The sequence below is a fragment of the Phocaeicola sp. HCN-6420 genome (assembly GCF_037890145.1).
Lineage (GTDB): Bacteria > Bacteroidota > Bacteroidia > Bacteroidales > Bacteroidaceae > Phocaeicola.
In genome coordinates this window covers 128871-146563 of sequence record NZ_JBBKBJ010000004.1, presented here as the reverse complement: position 1 = coordinate 146563, position 17693 = coordinate 128871, and the positions used below count along the sequence as shown (strand labels likewise).

Here is a 17693-nt window from a genome sequence, read left to right as displayed (position 1 = left end):
ACCTAAAATCGATAAATTATAATTTAAAAATAAAAGTAAATGAAAAAAAGTACTTTAATCATGATGTTTGCAGCCGCAGCTGGACTGGCATCATGTACAGCTCAAAGCCCAAAGGCAAACATGAAAAGCGACATTGATACTCTTTCTTATATGATGGGTGTCAGCAATACTCAGGGACTGGAAGAATATGCTATGGGACGTCTGGGTATAGACTCAACTCACATGGCTGACTTTGTAAGAGGTATTGAAGAAGGATTGAAACAGACTGATGCTAAGCAGAAAGCTTATATGGCTGGTATCCAAATTGGACAGCAAATCAGTGGAGATATGTTCGATGCTATCAGCAGCCGTATTTTCAACGGTGATTCTACTCAGAGCTTGAGCAAAGAAAACTTCCTGGCTGGTTTCGTTGCTGCTGTAAAGAAACAAGCTATTGTTCCGACCGATTCTGCTGCTGTATATGTTAATACAAAGGCAGAAGCTATCAAAGAAAAAGCATTGGAAACTCAATATGCCGACTATAAGAAACAGAATGAAGAGTTCCTTGCTAAGAACAAGAGCAAAGAAGGTGTTAAAGTTACTCCTAGTGGCTTGCAGTACAAAGTAATCACTGAAGGTAAAGGAGAAGTGCCTACTGAAACAGCAAGAGTTAAAGTACACTACAAAGGAACATTGATTGACGGTACTCAGTTTGATAGTTCATACGAACGTAACGAACCGACAACATTCCGTGCTAACCAGGTTATCAAAGGATGGACTGAAGCTCTGACTATGATGCCTGTTGGTTCTAAATGGGAATTATATATTCCTCAGGAATTGGCTTACGGCTCACGTGAAACTGGCAAGATCAAACCTTTCTCTACCCTGATTTTTGAAGTTGAATTAATCAGCATCGAAAAAGAAGATAAGAAATAAGTTTTAAAAACTGTCTCTATACTGAAACAGGTACGGATTTCATCTCCGTACCTGTTTTTTTATTCGCCTAACCGATATTCATGAGGTGTCTTTCCTGTCAATCTCCGAAAATACTTGCAGAAGAAAGATGCATTAGGAAAATTAAGATCATCGGCAATCTGATAAACCAGTTTATCTGAATGACGAAGTAATAACTTAGCTTCTTGTATAACAGCTTCATTCACCCAGTCCATAACAGTACGACCACTCGTCTGCCTTATTAGCGTACTTAAATAACGGGGAGTCAGGTATAATTTTTCGGCATAAAATACAATACTTCGTTCACGGATGGCATACTTATTAACAAGTAAAAGAAACCTGTTGAAAACTTCTTCTTGCCGCGTACGTTGCTGTCTGTCTTCTGACATTTCCTGCATACGATAAGCATGTATTTGATGAAACAATGCTGAAATCAGGCTTCTGACCATTTCACGAGGAAAAGGCTCATCGTGTACAACATTCCACAACATATCAAAAAACGATTGAATGCGTTTCTCTTCCTTTTCATCCAAGTCAAGTTGTACATAAAGCCTTCCCTGTAAAAACATTTGTAAAAGCATTTCTTTTTGCCACCCCTCCATCAAACTATTTGTAAAGGCAAGCATTTCTAATTCACAATCTTTCGATACTTCCAAAATCTGAAGAATCGTTCCCGGAGAGGCTACTATCAATTGTCGTGCTGAAAGTGTCAGTTCTATCAGATTGGCTCTGACACGGATATAACCTGCATGCATAAACAAAACACGACCTTCAGTCAGACGATAGGGCTGTCCCAATGTCAAGATTTGTTCCGGAATACCCAAAGTTCCCCTCATAGAACGTACCAGTCCCAACTCTGCAGAAACAAACCGGTAAGCATTGCAAGAAATAGTTGACAACTCAAAAATCTGCTTTAAAGCCAAAAGCAAAAGATTATTTTGTTTCATAACAAAATACATTTATTTCCTGCAAAGATAATAATAGCATCCAATAAAGGGGTAAAATCGATATATAATCGAACAAACAGAACATTTACAAAAACCAATAGGACCTCATGGATAGATAGAAAGGCTTTAACTTTGTATAACAACAATAAAACAACATGCCATGATTAGAATAATCTTATTCGTTCTGTTTGCCATCATTACTTTAAATACAAAGGCACAAATAACATTAGACGAATGCCAGCAGGCTGCACAAGAAAATTATCCCCTCGTCCGACAATATAATCTCATTCAACTTTCGGAACAATACACAGTATCGAACGTAGAAAAAGGGAACCTTCCACAAATCAGTGTCAGTGGAAAAATATCTTATCAAAGCGATGCTACAACTCTGCCATTTGAAATACCAGGTATCGGATTTAGAGGATTATCTAAAGATCAATACCAAGCCATAATAGAAGTCAAACAAAACATCTGGGACGGTGGAAAGATTCATAATCAAAAAGAAGAGATAAAAGCCGTAAGTCGTGAGAACAAGCGTCAGCTGGATGTTAGTATGTATGCACTTCACGAACAGGTTAATCAGGTATACTTTGGGATTCTGCTTTTAAACGAACAGTTACACCAAAATTCCCTGCTTAACGAAAACCTGCAACGGAATCTGAAAAATATAGAAGCTTACCGAAACAATGGCATAGCTAATGATGCAGATGTAGACGCTGTAAAAGTAGAAATACTAAATACCAAACAACAACGTACTTTACTTTCTGCCAACCGTCATGCTTATTTGCATATGCTTGCATTACTGACAGGAAAAACGATTGATGATAATACCCAATTCGTGGTTCCGAAAGCGATAGAAAACAATGATAGTTACACAAGCATCAACCGACCGGAACTTCAACTATACGAGGCCCAAGAGCAAACGCTCTATATCCGACAACGCAACCTTCGTGCCGGGTATATGCCACAATTAGGATTTTTCGCCCAAGGGGGATATGGTAATCCCGGATTGGACATGTTAAAAGATAAATTTACAGCTTACTATATGGTAGGTGCACGGCTGACATGGAACTTTGGTAGTCTATATACCTTGAAAAATGACAAGCAGAAACTCGATATACTACACCGGCAAATTCAGAACAATCGAGATGTATTTCTTTTTAAGACACAATTGAAATTGACTGAACAAGATGGAATAATCAAAGCCTTACGTCAACAAATGATAGAAGATGATGAAATGATTCGCCTGCGTTCCAACATTCGTCAGGCAGCCGAAGCCAAAGTAGCCAACGGAACATTAACAGTTACTGAAATGTTACGTGAAGTGACATCCGAAAGTCTGGCACGACAAACTCAGGCTATTCATAAGATTCAGTTACTCATGAATCTGTATAACAGAAAACACCTTACCAATTCCCCAACATATTAATATGTTTCAGCCTTATGAAGAAAAAATATTTTTCATTTATCGCCTTATCTATTTTCTTTTCTGCCTGTCGGCCCAATGTCGACTTTGATGCAACAGGTACATTCGAAGCTACAGAAATTATTGTTTCCGCAGAATCGAACGGTAAATTATTCTACCTTAATGCAGAAGAAGGCACGCATCTCACTCAAGGAGAAGAAGTCGGACTCATAGATACGATTCAGCTCTATTTGAAAAAGCTTCAGTTAGAAGCAAACATGAAATCGGTGGATAAACTGCGTCCTGATATCCACAAGCAAATAGCTGCTACCCAAAAACAACTTGCAACAGCACATCGTGAACGTACGCGAGTCGATAATTTGTTGAAAGCAAATGCAGCTAACCGCAAACAACTTGACGACTGGGATGCTCAAATTGCCGTATTACAAAGTCAGTTGGAAGCACAGATATCTTCTCTCACCAACAATACACAAAGTTTAAATGAGCAAAGTTCCTCTGTAGCTATCAAGATTCTCCAAACAGAAGATCTGTTAAACAAATGCCATATTCTTTCTCCTATCAGCGGAACAGTACTTGCCAAATATGCAGAACCAGGCGAACTGGCTGCTGCAGGAAAGCCTCTTTTCAAAATAGCCGATACTGAAAATATTTTCTTACGGGCCTATGTCACTTCCTCACAGTTAGAAAAAGTCAAATTAGGTGAACAGGTCAAAGTATTTGCAGACTTTGGAAATGGCAATCAAAAAGAATATCAAGGAACAATAAGTTGGATAGCCGACGAGGCGGAATTCACTCCTAAGACAATATTAACAGAAGACGAACGTGCCAATCAGGTATATGCTGTAAAAATAGCTGTCAGAAATGACGGCAGCATTAAAATAGGAATGTATGGAGAAGTAAAATTCGATCAATAACAACATGAATAAAAATATGAATCCTGTCATCGACACACAACATCTCTGTAAATGCTACGGAACAGTTAAAGCGCTGCAAGACATTTCACTAAATATACAGCAAGGAGAGCTATTTGGACTAATAGGTCCTGACGGTGCAGGAAAGACTACATTATTCCGCATCCTCACGACCTTATTAAATGCTGATTCAGGCGAGGCTTCTGTATTAGGATATGATGTTCAAAACGAATTCCGTTGCATCAGACGAGAAATAGGCTACATGCCGGGACGTTTTTCTCTCTACCAAGACTTGACAGTAGAAGAAAATCTGAATTTTTTTGCTACGATCTTTCAGACGACCATAGAGGAGCACTATGATCAGATACGGGAAATATACGAACAAATAGCTCCTTTCAGAAAGCGCCGTGCAGGAGCATTATCAGGAGGAATGAAGCAAAAACTGGCTCTTTGCTGTGCCTTAATACATTCTCCCAAGATTCTATTCCTCGATGAGCCAACAACCGGAGTGGATCCCGTTTCAAGAAAAGAGTTTTGGGTAATGCTGAAGAGATTACGTGATAAAGGTATTACAATCTTAGTTTCTACTCCTTTTATGGATGAAGCCCGGAAATGCGACCGAATAGCTTTCTTATACGAAGGCAGAATAAGAGGTATAAATACTCCCAGTGTCATATTAGAACAATTTAAAGATATTCTTTGTCCTCCTGGTTTGAAACACAACCACACCGAAGAAAACGAACGACCTATTATAAAAGTAGACAATCTGGTAAAATGCTTTGGTACATTTACGGCTGTCGACCATATCTCATTTGAAGTAAAACGAGGAGAAATATTTGGCTTTTTAGGAGCTAACGGTGCAGGTAAAACAACTGCAATGCGTATCTTATGTGGTTTAAGTTTGCCGACAGAAGGATATGCCGAAGTAATGGGCTACGATGTCAGGACACAAAGCGAAAACATAAAACGGCATATAGGATACATGAGTCAAAGGTTTTCTTTATACGAAGATTTAACAGTCAGCGAAAATGTACGTCTTTTTGGAGGAATATATGGAGTCCCTAAAAAAGAAATTCCAGCGCGAACAGAAGCAATGCTACGGCGTATCGGATTATACGAAGAACGAAATACTGTAGTCCAATCCCTTCCCTTAGGCTGGAAACAACGTCTGGCTTTTTCGGTTGCAATATTTCATCGCCCACAACTCGTCTTTCTCGATGAACCAACAGGAGGAGTGGATCCTGCTACACGACGCCAGTTTTGGGAACTCATCTATCAAGCCGCCGAACAAGGAATCACGATATTCGTTACTACTCACTATATGGATGAAGCAGAATACTGTGACCGAATTTCGATGATGGTAGACGGACGTATCCGGGCCTTGGATACCCCAACAGGCTTAAAAGCTCATTTTCAAGCTCAGAACATGGACGAAGTTTTTCAAATGCTTGCGCGAGAAGCCAAACGAAATCATAACTAACATTTTACATTGTCGTACATTATACTAAGAGTATGAAACAATTCATTGCATTTATCAGGAAAGAATTTTATCACATTCTGCGCGATAAGCGTACAATGCTGATACTTATTGGAATGCCTATCATACAAATTATACTTTTCGGATTTGCCATCTCTACAGAAGTACGCAACGTACAAACTGCTGTTCTTGTAAATTCGGCAGATGCTGACGTACAACGTATCGTTGACCGGCTGGATGCAAGTGAATACTTTACCGTAAAGTATATTGTACATTCTCCCGATGAAATAGAGCATTTATTGAAAAGAAATAAGATAGAACTTGCTGTCATTATAAGTCATGATTTAAACCGGTTACGTTTTGATTCCGAACAACTACAAATTATAGCTGACGCCACTGAACCCAACTTAGCCATCACCCGTAGTGCTTATGCAAACGGAATATTATCGAAAGCACTGGCAGCACTGAAGCAAGACAATCCTAAAGGGAAAATCATAGTTTCTGGAAAACTACTCTACAATCCTCAAATGAAAAGTGCCTATAATTTTGTACCTGGTGTCATGGGATTAATTCTGATGCTCATTTGTGCTATGATGACATCTATATCCATCGTACGGGAAAAAGAAACTGGTACAATGGAAATCTTGCTTGTTTCTCCAATAAGCCCGATATGGGTTATTTTATCAAAGACTGTCCCTTACTTTGTATTATCTATCGTCAACTTAACTACAATTTTACTGCTATCTTTTTTTGTCCTTGATGTTCCTATTGCAGGCAATTTATTCAGTTTATTAGGAGTATCACTCCTGTTCATTTTTGTTTCACTCGCTTTAGGTCTGCTTATCTCATGCATTACTCATACTCAAGTAGCAGCCCTACTTGCATCGGCTATGGTTTTACTGATTCCTACAATCATTTTATCAGGCATTATCTTTCCCATAGAAAGCATGCCAGCTCCCCTACAGTGGCTATCCTGTATAATTCCAGCACGATGGTATGTAGCAATAGTACGAAAACTGATGATAGAAGGTGTTCCGATATCTTATGTATGGCAAGAAATCTGTATTCTTCTGCTTATGGCAGCCATTCTTATAGGAATCACAATTAAAATGTTCAAGAATCACTTAGAATAGAATAAAGTACATGATATTACAATATCTCATAGAAAAAGAATTTAAGCAACTCCGTCGAAACAGCTTTTTACCTCGACTGATACTGATATTTCCTTGTGTCATCATGCTTATTATGCCATGGGCTGCTACATTGGAAATTGAAGACCTACGTATAGCCATCATCGATCACGATCATAGTCCGTCTTCCATCCGGCTGACTCATCGCATAGAGGCATCACCCTATTTCAAATTAGTAGCCTTTCCCGAAACATATCAAAAAGGATTAGAACATATTGAAAGGAATCAGGCAGATATGTTACTTGAAATACCGAAAGGCTTCGAAAAAGAGCAAGTCAACGGACGTCCGGCTTCTGCTTTAGTAGCTATAAATACAGTAAACGGGAGCAAAGGTGGACTGGGCAGTACTTATCTGCAACAGATACTTAATCCACAAAACACATCTATATCAGTCCGGTACCGTTTTAATCAACATTTAGATTATAAAGTATTTATGGTCCCAGCCCTAATGACTATGTTATTAGTGATGATTTGCGGTTTTCTCCCCGCATTAAATGTTGTTAGCGAAAAAGAAGCCGGGACAATCGAACAAATTAATGTCAGTCCAGTAAGCCGTTTTACATTTACCTTAGCCAAATTATTACCTTATTGGTTTATTGGCTTTATCGTATTAAACTTATGCATGATACTTTCCTGGCTCGTATACGATTTAATACCAGAAGGTAGTATACTTACCATTTATCTTGCAACATTGATATTTGTTCTGGTCATGTCCGGATTAGGTCTGGTTATCTCCAATTATTCAGCAACTTTGCAACAGGCTATGTTCGTTATGTGGTTTTGTATGTTGACCTTCATACTGATGAGTGGCCTATTTACCCCCATCAGCAGTATGCCAGAATGGGCGCAATACCTTACCTATATCAATCCTTTACGATACTTCATGGAAATAATGCGTATGGTCTATCTAAAAGGGAGCAGTATAACCGATATCGCATCACAATTAAGCATTTTATCTTGTTTTGCTGTAATATTATATGGATGGGCAATTTATAGTTATCGGAAGCAGCAATAACTGTGATTATAAAATTTAACATTTCATTTATAACATAATACCATTTTATTCTCTATATTTGAAAATACACAAACTTTAAATACGTGAATATTATGAACGCAAATCCTGTTTTCAGTTTGCACATCCCGACAAGAATCTTGTTCGGATGTGGTGAGATAAAGAAGTTAGCAACCGAAATACTTCCGGGAAAGAAAGCGATGATTGTAATTTCCGGTGGAACTTCGATGAAAAAATACGGATATTTAGATAAGGTAACCGGCTTCTTGACCGAGAATGATGTTGCATCTATCGTTTACGATAAAATTCTTCCTAACCCCATCAAATCGCATGTAATGGAAGCTGCAGCTATTTGCCGCGAACAAGGCTGCGATTTTATTATCGGATTAGGAGGCGGCAGTACAATCGATTCAGCCAAGGCTATTGCCGTTATGGCATGCAATGAGGGAGACTTCTGGAATTACGTAACAGGTGGAACCGGTAAAGGACGCCCAGTAACAAAAGCACTGCCGATTGTAGCCATTCCAACTACCGCAGGTACAGGAACAGAAGTCGACCCATGGGCAGTAATTACCAACGAAGAAAAACAAGAAAAAATTGGTTTCGGATGCCCACTTACCTTCCCTACTCTCTCTATCATCGATCCGGAATTAATGGTTTCCATTCCTGCACATCTAACAGCTTATCAAGGATTCGATGCTTTCTTCCATGCTGCTGAAGGATTCATTGCCAATTATGCAACTCCAATCAGTGACCTCTACGCATTAGAAGCAATTCGCCTACTTTATAAATATCTTCCTGTAGCCGTAAACGACGGCAAGAACTTAAAAGCACGTGCTAAAGTTGCATGGGCCAGTACACTTGCCGGACTGGTAGAAGCAACTTCCAGCTGTACCTCCGAACACTCAATGGAGCATGCAATGAGTGCCTATTATCCGGAATTGCCTCATGGAGCAGGATTGATAGCATTAAGTGAAGCTTATTTTGAAACATTCCGTAATGACTGCATGAAGCGTTACATGAAAATGGCTGATATCATGACTCAGCAGAAGAGTAATCGTCCAAGTGATTTTATCGACGCATTGGTACGCATGAAAAAAGAATGCCATGTAGACGACATCAAATTAAGCAAATGGGGATTGAAAGAAGAGGATCTTCCGAAAATGGTTCAGAATGCACGCGATACAATGGGTGGTCTGTTCACCTTAGACCCACGTCCGCTTACAGACGAAGAAGTATTGAACATCTACAAACAATCTTATAAATAAAGGTCTCACTTAGTCTGTTAATCATCTAAAAGAGAAGCGACCATTCACATGGTCCGATAAAGTAAAACAAAAAGAGTTCACCCCCAAGGATGAACTCTTTTTGCTATTTATTATTCTGTTACGGCAAATTTCAATGTCGATACATCTTCGCTGTTGGGACCAATCATTACATTAAAATCTCCCGGTTCGCAAACGTAATTCAAATCGTAATCATAGAATTTAAGTAGTTCTGGAGTTATTTTAAAAGATACTTTCTTGCTTTCTCCTTTCTTTAAATGTATACGCTGAAAACCTTTCAATTCCTTCACCGGACGAGTAATGCTTCCTACCAGATCACGGATATACAACTGAACAACTTCATCTGCATCATACTTTCCTGTATTGGTAACTGTAATAGAAGCAGTCAACTCACCATTCTGCTTATTCATGGAATCAGCACTCAACTGCATGTCGGAGTAAGCAAATGTTGTATAACTCAGACCAAATCCAAAAGGATATAAAGGATCGTTTGATACATCAATATAATTGCTGCGGAATTTTTCAAACCATTTACCTTTAGCCAACGGACGACCTGTGTTCTTATGGTTGTAATTCATAGGCAATTGACCTACGTTCTGTGGGAAGCTTGCTGTAAGTTTTCCACTCGGACAAACGTCGCCAAACAAAACATCACATATAGCATCGGCCGACTCACTTCCGCCAAACCAAACGTTCAAAATAGACGGAACGTGCTGCTGTTCCCAAGTCATGACTGTTGGACGGCCTGCAAAATGAACCAGTACAACAGGCTTACCTGTTTTCAACAAAGCTTCCAGCAAGTCACGCTGTGCATCCGGCATTTCCAGATTTGTACGACTACTACATTCACCACTCATTTCAGAGGACTCGCCCAAAGCAGCAACTATAACATCTGCCTGTGAAGCAACACGCAAAGCCTCATCCAGCAATTCTTGATCATTGCCACGAGGTATTTCACGCCCAAACATGGTAGCACGAGTCTGATAGTCCGCATCATACATTAAGTTACTACCTTGTGCATAAAGGATATTAGCCCGATCACCCACAGCCTTTTTCAATCCCTCGAGCAAAGTACTGTAACGCTGCGGAGTTGCAGCAACACTCCATGTACCCGGCATATTAGTACGTGTATCAGCTAACGGACCAATTAATGCGATGTTACCTTTTTTCTGCAGAGGCAATAAATTACCTTCATTTTTCAGCAAAACAAATGATTCTGTAGCAATACGACGTGCTTCGGCACGATGCTCTGCATTATAAAGATCTTTAGCCGGACGCTTTAGGTCACAATATTTATACGGATCCTTAAACAGGCCCAGTTTATATTTTGCTTCCAACATTCGGCGACAAGCTGTATCAATATCCTGCATGCTGACTTTACCTTCCTTCAAAGATTTTTCCAGTGTCCCGATAAATCCATCAGCCACCATATCCATATCTGTACCAGCCTTTAATGCACGTGCGGAAACCTCTTGCAAATCTCCTATTCCATGATCCACCATCTCAGCAATTGCCGTATAGTCGGTAACAACGAAGCCATCAAATCCCCACTGATTACGCAAAACATCCGTCATCAACCAGCGGTTGGCTGTAGCAGGAACTCCATCCACTTCATTAAATGAACTCATAAAACTACCGGCGCCTGCTTCAGCAGCAGCTTTATAAGGAGGAAAATACTCATTAAACATCCGGTTACGGCTCATGTCGACCGTATTATAATCTCTTCCGGCCTCAATGGCACCATACAAGGCAAAGTGTTTCACACATGCCATAACCTCATCATTCTTTTCCATTTTTTCTCCCTGGTAGCCTTTAACCATTGCTTTGGCAATTTCAGCTCCCAGATAAGGATCTTCTCCATTACCTTCTGAAACACGTCCCCAACGAGCATCACGGCAAATATCCACCATCGGACTGAAAGTCCAACAAATACCATCAGCACTTGCCTCTACAGCTGCAATACGAGCCGACTTCTCGATAGCCTCCATATCCCAAGTACAAGAAAGTGCCAAAGGTATAGGGAATATAGTTTCATATCCATGAATCACATCCATACCAAAAAGCAATGGAATACCCAAACGGCTTTTTTCAACAGCCAGTTCCTGCATTTCACGAATAGCTTTCACCCCTTTCAGGTTGAACAAGCCTCCGACTTCTCCTCGACTGATTTTTCCGGCTACATCACTACTCTTAGCCTGACCTGTCGTAATATTACCAGTTACAGGCAAGTTTAACTGACCTAATTTTTCCTGAAGAGTCATTTTACTCATCAGTTCGGTCACAAACTTATCCATATTACCTTCATCTTTAGGCAACAGTGATTTTTTGTTTCCGGCAAAAAGTGTAGCCGACATACACAAAGAAGTCACTAAAAGGAATGTTGTCTTTTTCATTATTTCTTTCTAATTAAAAATAAATCACTTTTTAACTTCAAAACCTAAATTTTTCAGTCCTTCCTGAATTTCAGGACAACTCATAAACAAGTTCCAGAGTAATCCGGTACGATAATTTTCTATCATTGGAGCAATCGTACACTGATCTATAGCAAGATAATGCGGTACCGTCCAGTTATCCGTTTCCGAGAATGCATCATAAAAACCATACGTACCCCAAATAGCATTACCCTTTGAATAGAAATATTTCAAGGCACGCATCGATTCTTCAGGAGTATACGGGAAACTCGATAAAGCAGCTGTAGGAGTAATTACACCCAGATCATTGTCACCCGGACAATGTGCCGCATAGCCATTCACAGAATAACTGGCAGTCAGTCCCCAGCAGTTTTCACCATAACCCTTATAACCTTTCGGATTTTCCACACAATACCGATAATCAGATAGAGCATGATTCCGTACAACATTCCAATAATCAGCATAACGGTCTTTTATTTTGCGTGGATCCAATCCGATATAAGAATAATGTGCCCAAAACAGCGGACCTCCCAGCTCCTCGGCTCCATTATGTTTCAACTCCAGAGGTAACCCATAAGGAGCAGCCGATGTCTTGATATCTCCTCCTCGTGCCCATCCATTATGATAAGCAGAAGCAGGAACCGGATGTGTTGGAGAAGATGCAGCCAACACATAAACGATCAAAGCTTCATTGTAGCCTTCAAGAGGAAAGTTCATTTCCCAGCCGTAATTGGGCGACCAGTGCCAGTAGATAACATCCTTACCGTTCTGATACCAGTCAAATTCCATTTCATGCCACAATTTATTAATTTTCTCACAAAGTTCTTTTTCTTTTGGGTTTCCATTTTCAAAATACTGGCGAACACAAAGCAAACTTTGCATTACAAAACAGCTTTCTACCAAATCGCCACCATCATCTTTCATACCAAAAGGTTTCACTTTTCCTGTCGGACCGTCAAGCCAGTGAGGCCAAACTCCATGAAAGCGGTCAGCACGAGTCAGATAATCGACAATTTTATGCAAGCGTTCCACACCATCTTCACGAGAAATAAACTTTCTATCGATAGCAACCAAGACACCAGCAATACCAAATCCACTACCTCCCGTAGTAACTACAGATGAATCATTCTGAGGATAACTTCCATCCAAATGAATACGTTCAGGAGCAAGACCAGATGTTTTCTCCGCTCCATCCCACATATAATTGAAATGTACTTTCTGTATATAATCCAACATTGCGCTATCCGATGGGAAAGAATCCGGACGAGCAATTGTTTGTTCGGTAATGCTTAGGTTTTCACCTTTTTTAGCCGATGTGCATGAAAGCATAAACAATACACACAAGCCATAAAAATATTTCCACATAAGTATTTACAGATAATTGTAACAATCCTTTCAGGAGCATCACGTATATATCACACGTTAGCTCCCGAAAGTTACCTTCTAAAAAACTATTAACCTTTATTCATCTTTCGGCTCATTCGCCAACGTCGAAGAGATATCTATCTGAGCTGTAGGTACCGGATAGTATTCTTTTCCAGCAGTCCATCCCAAAGGTCCCAGGACTTCACTTAACTTACCTGTACGGCGCAAATCATTGTACCGTTCACCCCATTCCAGTGCAAGTTCCATACGACGTTCATCCATAATCTGATCAAGTGTCACATCCTCCAGCTCAGGCATTGCTGCACGCTTACGAACCTGATTAAACGGATCATCACCATCCTTATTCTGACGCACTTTTGCCTCTGCATTCATTAAAAGCACTTCTGCATAACGGAATACACGGATATTATTATTTGTTCCATACTCTGTACGTCCTTCAGTCATCTGATTCGATGGAGTATAAGCCTTTCCATTGAAACAATCCGGTGCAACACTACTGGCCGGTGCCTTGATGAAATCACCTTCTTGAGTCGTTTCACCTGCCATCAGGAAGGTTGTAGTAGCACGAACGGTTTCACCACGTTCGGCTGCCCACTGACGGAAAGCTTTTGTCGGACTGATAAAGCCCCATCCTGAAATATTACCATCATTCAAAGGTCCCTGGAATACAAACCAACTGTCCGGTACTACAACTTCTCCCGAGCCATTGCCAAAATCGGTAAACTGCATTTCGAACAAAGATTCATCACAGAGTTTACCGGGGATTTTAAACAAGTTATTAAAATCACTGTATAAAGAGAACTTTTTACTTCCGATAATATCATCTGTCAGTAGCTCAACTTTCGACCAGTTCTCCTGTTCCATATAAACCTTAGCAGCCAGCATTTCAGCAGTAAACAAAGAAACAGCTCCGATACGGTCGGTATATTCGTTCGGACGGATACGGGGCAAATATGTCATAGAATATTCCAAATCGCTTAATATATAGCGATATACAGCATTTACCGTAGAACGAGTCATATCGGTCTGCTTATTGTCACGCAAAATGGTAACAGGGCCAAACAATTCTGTCAGACGATAGTAGCAATAAGCACGGATAAATTTTACTTCGCCTGTATATTCTTCATAACGTTTTTCATCTGCATCCGAAACGATGTTGGCAGCATAACCGTCGAGAGCTTCCAGTGCAGCATTTGCCACCTTAATGATGTCATAATAAACCATCCATGCCTCGTTTGTTCCCCAAAAGCCGGCATTATAAGTATAATTTTGATCGATAGCAACCAAGTCTGCCTGGTCGTCAATTCGACCTGTAGAAACATCATCGTCACGGACAACTGTCGCTCCCCATACAATCCAGTGAGAACCTCTCTGGCGTAACTTTGCATAAACGCCAGATACCGGCTGATACATATTATTCAGGTTTGTATAATCAACCTTTTCTTCATCCACCTTATTCTCCGGCAATTTATCCAAATAATCGGAACAGGAGGATAATAATGTTGTGGCAGCAAACGCACATAGTAATATATTTTTTATCTTAATACTTTTCATAAATCAGCGTGTTTAGCAATTTGTTAGAAATCGATAGTCAAACCAAAAGTATAAGTGGCAGCCAGCGGGTAAACACCCTCGTCCCAACCATAGCTCTGGCTAATTTCAGGAGTAAATCCGTTCGAAGTAAAGTAAGTAAACGGACGGTCGGCAGTCAAACTTACTTTTACACCCGGCAATGTGTAACTTCCCATATGGATATTACGGAAATTGTATGCCAGCATGACATTCTGTATGCGGAAGAAATTTCCTTTTTCCACAAAGAAGGAGTTGGTATGACTGTTATTCCAAGCCTTCAACATACCTTTTGCCGAAGGATATGAATTGGTAGAACCTTCACCCGTCCAACGGTTATCATAGAAATCCTTATCGAAGTTGAAGTTAGCCTGAGTATAACGTACGGCACGCTTACGGTTATAAATTTCATTTCCTGCCTGTCCGAATGTTGACAAAGAGAATTCCAGATTCTTATATTGGAAACCTAAATTGAAACTATAAGTCAGTGTCGGTATATTCGATCCTAAGATCTGACGGTCCTTATCATCAATCACCTGGTCGTTGTTCACATCCTCATAAATGAAATCTCCTGGTTCCAATCCATTAGCCTTAGCTATCGGATCAGCATCAATCTGAGCCTGATTCTGATATACTCCCAACACTTTATATCCGTAATACGACTGCATTTCTTCGCCCACCAGATTAATGGTACGGCTTTCTGCACTACCACCATAAATATAAGGAGCACCATTCAGACTCTTTACACGATTACGCAGAGTAGACAGGTTAACTCCGGCATAATAACTGAAATCCTTACCTATTTTATCACTCCAATTCAGCTGGATATCAAAACCACTGTTTCGTATTTCTCCATTATTACCTGCCAAAGTCTGTGTACTGAAAGGCAAGGTTGTACTGATAACAGCATTTTTAGTGATACGGTTATAGTAATCCACATCCACGTTCAAACGGCTGTCTAATAAAGCAAAGTTTACACCGGCGTTAAACTCTTCTACCTTTTCCCAGCCCAACCAACTGAAATAACTTGTATTCTGGAATCCAGGCAATGTCGTATTACCGAATACACCCGAAGCAGAAGTTCCGGTAGTAATAGAAGCAAAACCATCACTTGCAGAAACATGGTCATTACCAAGTTGTCCCCAACTTGCACGAACCTTTAAATAGTCGATTACCTCCTGTTTCTTAAAGAAGTTCTCGTCACTCATAACCCAAGCAGCTCCAACAGAAGGGAAATATCCCCATTTATTTTGATACTTGGAACTACCATCAGCACGCATTGTCAAAGACAACAAATATTTTCCAGCATAATCATAACTTGCACGAGCAAAATAAGATAATCCACGATAGCAAGAACCATCATCACTTACTTCACGTCCGGTAGAGTTACCTTGAGTAAGGTATAAATACTCATCATAATCTCCGGGAACATTGCTTGCTTTTCCTTCCAGCTTACGCATCTGCTCCTGACGTGCAGATTGTCCCAGCAAGACATTCAGGTTATGACTACCCCAAGAGTCTGTATAAGTCAATGTATTATCCCAAATGTAATTATAATAGTTTGTGTCTGTCTTGGTCAATCTTGATTCAGAGTTCTGTTGCAATGAACTCACCAGATAAGGCTGTACGTATACACGTCCTCTTATCAAAGAGAAGTCCTGACTATAGCTGGTCTTAAACTTCAACTTATTAGGAATTAAGCTCAACTCAGCGAAAAAGTTAGCCATTACCTGAAAATTCTCGTTCAGGCTATTGTTATTGTATTTGGCAATAGCAACCGGATTTGAGAAGTTATTAGTAAGCCCTATTTGCTGAGGAGAAGCAAACTTTTCAGGAAAAGCCTCATCATCCGAACGAGTATAATCATATACCGGAAGTAATGAAGGCATATTGTATGCAGCCAGCCAGGCTGAGTTTTCAGGATTATACTGTTCCGAGTTACTGATTACAATGTTACTTCCAACCTTCAACCAGTCGGTTGCTTCAAAATCAAAGTTCGCACGGAAGTTCAAACGATTGTAATCATTACGTGTATCCATGATACCATTCTGATACAGATAGTTGATACCTACTGCATAAGTTGCTTTCTCACTACCGCCACTGATATCGACTCCATGATTAGTCATCAAGGCAGGACGCAACAATTCGTCATACCAGTCGGTATCTGCACCAAATGTCAACGAATCATAATCACCACCAAACTTTTCGATAGACGACTTAATCAATGGATCATAAGCCTCACGATTTGCCTCAAGCAATAAAGTTGCATACTCGTGAGAATTAGCCATATCAAGCACATTGGTAGCAGTCTGTACACCTACATAACCATTGTAGGTAATCCGTGCTTTCGTATTGCGTTTACCTTTCTTGGTAGTAATAATTACAACTCCATTTGCTGCACGCACACCATAGATGGCAGCAGCAGATGCATCTTTCAATACAGAGATTTCCTGTATATCGGAATTGTTCAAGAAATTGATATTATCGTAGAACATGCCGTCTACTACATAAAGGGGAGAAGTGTCGCCAAATGACCCTAAACCACGAATGGTAACTTTAGGACCGCTTCCCGGAGTACCCGATGCCACGACATTCATGCCAGGAACTTTTCCCTGTAAAGCCGACATAGGTGAAGTGGTTGCCTGCGAAGCAATCTGATCACTTTTTACAACCGATATAGGAGCCGTCAAGTCTTTTGCCTTACTGGTACCATAACCAATAACAACTACATCTTCCAATTTCTGTACATCGTCCGAGAGTTCGACATTGATGGTTTTCTTTCCGTCTACTTTCACTTCAACGGTTTTCATACCAATAAAACTAAAGACCAAAGTTCCATTTGCAGGAACATTTTCAAGAAGATACTTACCATCCACATCACAGATGGTACCGAGCGTTGTGCCTTTCACTAAAATATTAGCACCAATTACAGGTTCGTTAAAGTTAGCGTCGGTTACGACACCTTGAACCGTTACCGTTCGTTGTGCATAAGTTGTAGCAACGAACAATAATGACATCAGAATGAATACTAATTGTTTTTTCATGAATTGATTAAAGTTATGATTCAAAAAACGGTGGCAAAGGTGAACATAAACTTAACGATTCACAAAAAAAGTAATACGACGTTACTACTTTGGACACTTTA

The 17693-nt window shown here is 40.1% G+C and carries 12 protein-coding genes; 7 read left to right on the top strand and 5 right to left on the bottom strand.

The features are described 5' to 3' along the window. Nucleotides 1-39 precede the first annotated feature (39 nt). A complete protein-coding gene (locus WKT12_RS04380) occupies nucleotides 40-915 on the top strand; it encodes an FKBP-type peptidyl-prolyl cis-trans isomerase (protein WP_021972060.1) in 876 nt (291 codons plus the stop codon). A 59-nt stretch (nucleotides 916-974) separates the two neighbouring features. Here the strand turns inward: WKT12_RS04380 and WKT12_RS04375 are convergent, their stop codons facing one another. Further along, complete coding sequence (locus WKT12_RS04375; protein WP_021972059.1) at nucleotides 975-1880, bottom strand: helix-turn-helix domain-containing protein; 906 nt, start codon at nucleotides 1878-1880, stop codon at nucleotides 975-977. Between the two features lie 160 nt (nucleotides 1881-2040). Between WKT12_RS04375 and WKT12_RS04370 the strand changes: the two genes are divergently transcribed. The 6 genes from WKT12_RS04370 to WKT12_RS04345 all read left to right on the top strand — a co-directional run bounded on the left by WKT12_RS04370 (nucleotide 2041) and on the right by WKT12_RS04345 (nucleotide 9164). After that, the gene (locus WKT12_RS04370; protein WP_340318887.1) at nucleotides 2041-3309 is read left to right on the top strand and encodes a TolC family protein; all 1269 of its coding nucleotides are present in this window, start codon (nucleotides 2041-2043) and stop codon (nucleotides 3307-3309) included. A 14-nt stretch (nucleotides 3310-3323) separates the two neighbouring features. Continuing rightward, nucleotides 3324-4220 carry an HlyD family secretion protein gene (locus WKT12_RS04365; RefSeq protein WP_340318886.1) on the top strand — a complete coding sequence of 299 codons (897 nt, stop codon included), beginning with the start codon at nucleotides 3324-3326 and terminating at the stop codon, nucleotides 4218-4220. Nucleotides 4221-4236: 16 nt separating this feature from the next. After that, nucleotides 4237-5697: an ATP-binding cassette domain-containing protein gene (locus tag WKT12_RS04360; RefSeq protein ID WP_340318907.1), complete on the top strand. Its 1461-nt coding sequence runs from the start codon at nucleotides 4237-4239 to the stop codon at nucleotides 5695-5697. A gap of 32 nt (nucleotides 5698-5729) precedes the next feature. Continuing rightward, the gene (locus WKT12_RS04355) at nucleotides 5730-6827 is read left to right on the top strand and encodes an ABC transporter permease (protein ID WP_340318885.1); all 1098 of its coding nucleotides are present in this window, start codon (nucleotides 5730-5732) and stop codon (nucleotides 6825-6827) included. 13 nt (nucleotides 6828-6840) lie between these two features. Next, complete coding sequence (locus tag WKT12_RS04350) at nucleotides 6841-7899, top strand: ABC transporter permease (protein WP_340318906.1); 1059 nt, start codon at nucleotides 6841-6843, stop codon at nucleotides 7897-7899. Nucleotides 7900-7991: 92 nt separating this feature from the next. Next, entirely contained in the window at nucleotides 7992-9164 is a 1173-nt protein-coding gene (locus WKT12_RS04345; RefSeq protein ID WP_340318884.1) for an iron-containing alcohol dehydrogenase, read from the top strand. A 110-nt stretch (nucleotides 9165-9274) separates the two neighbouring features. Here the strand turns inward: WKT12_RS04345 and bglX are convergent, their stop codons facing one another. From bglX to WKT12_RS04325, 4 genes are all read right to left on the bottom strand, one after another. Further along, nucleotides 9275-11575 carry a beta-glucosidase BglX gene (gene bglX / locus WKT12_RS04340; RefSeq protein WP_340318883.1) on the bottom strand — a complete coding sequence of 767 codons (2301 nt, stop codon included), beginning with the start codon at nucleotides 11573-11575 and terminating at the stop codon, nucleotides 9275-9277. A gap of 24 nt (nucleotides 11576-11599) precedes the next feature. Next, entirely contained in the window at nucleotides 11600-12958 is a 1359-nt protein-coding gene (locus WKT12_RS04335; RefSeq protein ID WP_445323117.1) for a glucoamylase family protein, read from the bottom strand. Nucleotides 12959-13054: 96 nt separating this feature from the next. Continuing rightward, nucleotides 13055-14533: a RagB/SusD family nutrient uptake outer membrane protein gene (locus WKT12_RS04330; protein WP_021969817.1), complete on the bottom strand. Its 1479-nt coding sequence runs from the start codon at nucleotides 14531-14533 to the stop codon at nucleotides 13055-13057. Between the two features lie 23 nt (nucleotides 14534-14556). After that, nucleotides 14557-17592: a SusC/RagA family TonB-linked outer membrane protein gene (locus tag WKT12_RS04325; protein WP_340318882.1), complete on the bottom strand. Its 3036-nt coding sequence runs from the start codon at nucleotides 17590-17592 to the stop codon at nucleotides 14557-14559. Nucleotides 17593-17693 lie beyond the last annotated feature (101 nt).

Excerpts from the sequence above, each read along its gene's own strand:
- WKT12_RS04380 (WP_021972060.1), top strand. The coding sequence starts at position 40 with ATGAAAAAAAGTACTTTAATCATGATGTTTGCAGCCGCAGCTGGACTG.
- WKT12_RS04375 (WP_021972059.1), bottom strand. The coding sequence starts at position 1,880 with ATGAAACAAAATAATCTTTTGCTTTTGGCTTTAAAGCAGATTTTTGAG.
- WKT12_RS04370 (WP_340318887.1), top strand. The coding sequence starts at position 2,041 with ATGATTAGAATAATCTTATTCGTTCTGTTTGCCATCATTACTTTAAAT.
- WKT12_RS04365 (WP_340318886.1), top strand. The coding sequence starts at position 3,324 with ATGAAGAAAAAATATTTTTCATTTATCGCCTTATCTATTTTCTTTTCT.
- WKT12_RS04360 (WP_340318907.1), top strand. The coding sequence starts at position 4,237 with ATGAATCCTGTCATCGACACACAACATCTCTGTAAATGCTACGGAACA.
- WKT12_RS04355 (WP_340318885.1), top strand. The coding sequence starts at position 5,730 with ATGAAACAATTCATTGCATTTATCAGGAAAGAATTTTATCACATTCTG.
- WKT12_RS04345 (WP_340318884.1), top strand. The coding sequence starts at position 7,992 with ATGAACGCAAATCCTGTTTTCAGTTTGCACATCCCGACAAGAATCTTG.
- bglX (WP_340318883.1), bottom strand. The coding sequence starts at position 11,575 with ATGAAAAAGACAACATTCCTTTTAGTGACTTCTTTGTGTATGTCGGCT.
- WKT12_RS04335 (WP_445323117.1), bottom strand. The coding sequence starts at position 12,958 with ATGTGGAAATATTTTTATGGCTTGTGTGTATTGTTTATGCTTTCATGC.
- WKT12_RS04330 (WP_021969817.1), bottom strand. The coding sequence starts at position 14,533 with ATGAAAAGTATTAAGATAAAAAATATATTACTATGTGCGTTTGCTGCC.
- WKT12_RS04325 (WP_340318882.1), bottom strand. The coding sequence starts at position 17,592 with ATGAAAAAACAATTAGTATTCATTCTGATGTCATTATTGTTCGTTGCT.